The organism is Elstera litoralis (assembly GCF_000963705.1).
In the GTDB taxonomy this organism is placed as follows: Bacteria; Pseudomonadota; Alphaproteobacteria; order Elsterales; family Elsteraceae; genus Elstera; species Elstera litoralis.
Map to the genome: position 1 here is coordinate 1 of NZ_LAJY01000453.1, position 1257 is coordinate 1257.

Below are 1257 nucleotides of genomic sequence, written 5' to 3' on the forward strand. Positions count from 1 at the left end.
CATGGCCGAGTTCGGCGCGTGCCACCGCAATGAATCCTCGGGTTCCTTGCACGGGATTATGCGCGTGCGCGCTTTTACCCAGGATGATGCGCATATCTTCTGCCGAGAAGATCAGACAACCGAAGAATCGCTGAATTACATTAAGCTTCAGCTTGGCGTCTACCGCGACCTTGGTTTCCCGCTGGATCGGGTCAGCGTTAAACTCGCCCTCCGCCCGGACGTGCGGGCAGGGTCTGATGAAAGCTGGGATAAGGCCGAACAGGTTCTGCGCGACGCGCTGATTGCCGCCGGGCTGCCGTTCGAAGAACTGCCGAACGAAGGCGCTTTCTACGGCCCGAAGGTGGAGTTCCACCTGACCGACGCCATCGGGCGGACGTGGCAATGCGGGACGCTTCAAGTGGATTACGTACTGCCGGAGCGGCTCGACGCCTCCTACATCGGCGAAGACAGCGCCCGCCACCGCCCGGTGATGCTCCACCGCGCGATTTTGGGCAGCCTTGAGCGCTTCATCGGTATCCTCATCGAACATTATGCGGGCAAGCTGCCGCTGTGGTTAGCCCCGCTGCAAGTGGTGGTCGCCAATATCACGAGCGATGCCGAACCTTACGCGCAAGAGGTTCTCGCGGCCTGTAAAGCCGCCGGTTTGCGGGCGGAAATCGACACGCGCAATGAAAAAATCAACTACAAGGTCCGCGAGCATTCGCTGGCAAAAGTGCCGGTAATGCTGGTTGTGGGCCGCCGGGAAGCCGAGAATCGCAGCGTCGCTATCCGCCGGATGGACGGGGATGCGCAGGAAGTGCTTGATCTTGCGGCAGCCCTGACTAGATTAGGGGAAGAAGCGAAGGTCCCGGCGGCATAGCCCCGGGACTCTCTTCGTCTTTGTTTATCGTTGGCGTTCAATAGGAGTGAGCCATAGCTAGGATCCCACAAGACATGGTGCCGACCCGCGACGGGCCCCGCATCAATAACGAGATTACCTCGATGCAGGTCCGCCTGGTCGGGGCGGACGGCGAAATGGTCGGTATTGTTTCGCTGCGTGAAGCGCTGGAACGGGCCGAAGATGAGGGCATGGACTTGGTTGAAGTCGCAGCCCAAGCCATTCCGCCTGTCTGTAAGATTCTCGACTATGGTAAGTTCAATTTCGAAGAGCAAAAGCGTAAAGCTGAAGCTCGGAAGAAGCAAAAAATCATCGAAGTGAAGGAAATCAAACTTCGCCCGATGATCGATGATAATGATTATGCCGTTAAAATGCGGGCC

General features: G+C 58.0%; 2 protein-coding genes. Both read left to right on the plus strand.

Annotated features, from left to right (window positions below; genetic code table 11):
- A partial coding sequence (locus VZ95_RS15650) for a threonine--tRNA ligase (protein WP_045776689.1) occupies window positions 1–859 on the plus strand: 859 nt, incomplete at its 5' end.
- A 74-nt stretch (window positions 860–933) separates the two neighbouring features.
- A partial coding sequence (gene infC / locus VZ95_RS15655; protein WP_045776690.1) for a translation initiation factor IF-3 occupies window positions 934–1257 on the plus strand: 324 nt, incomplete at its 3' end.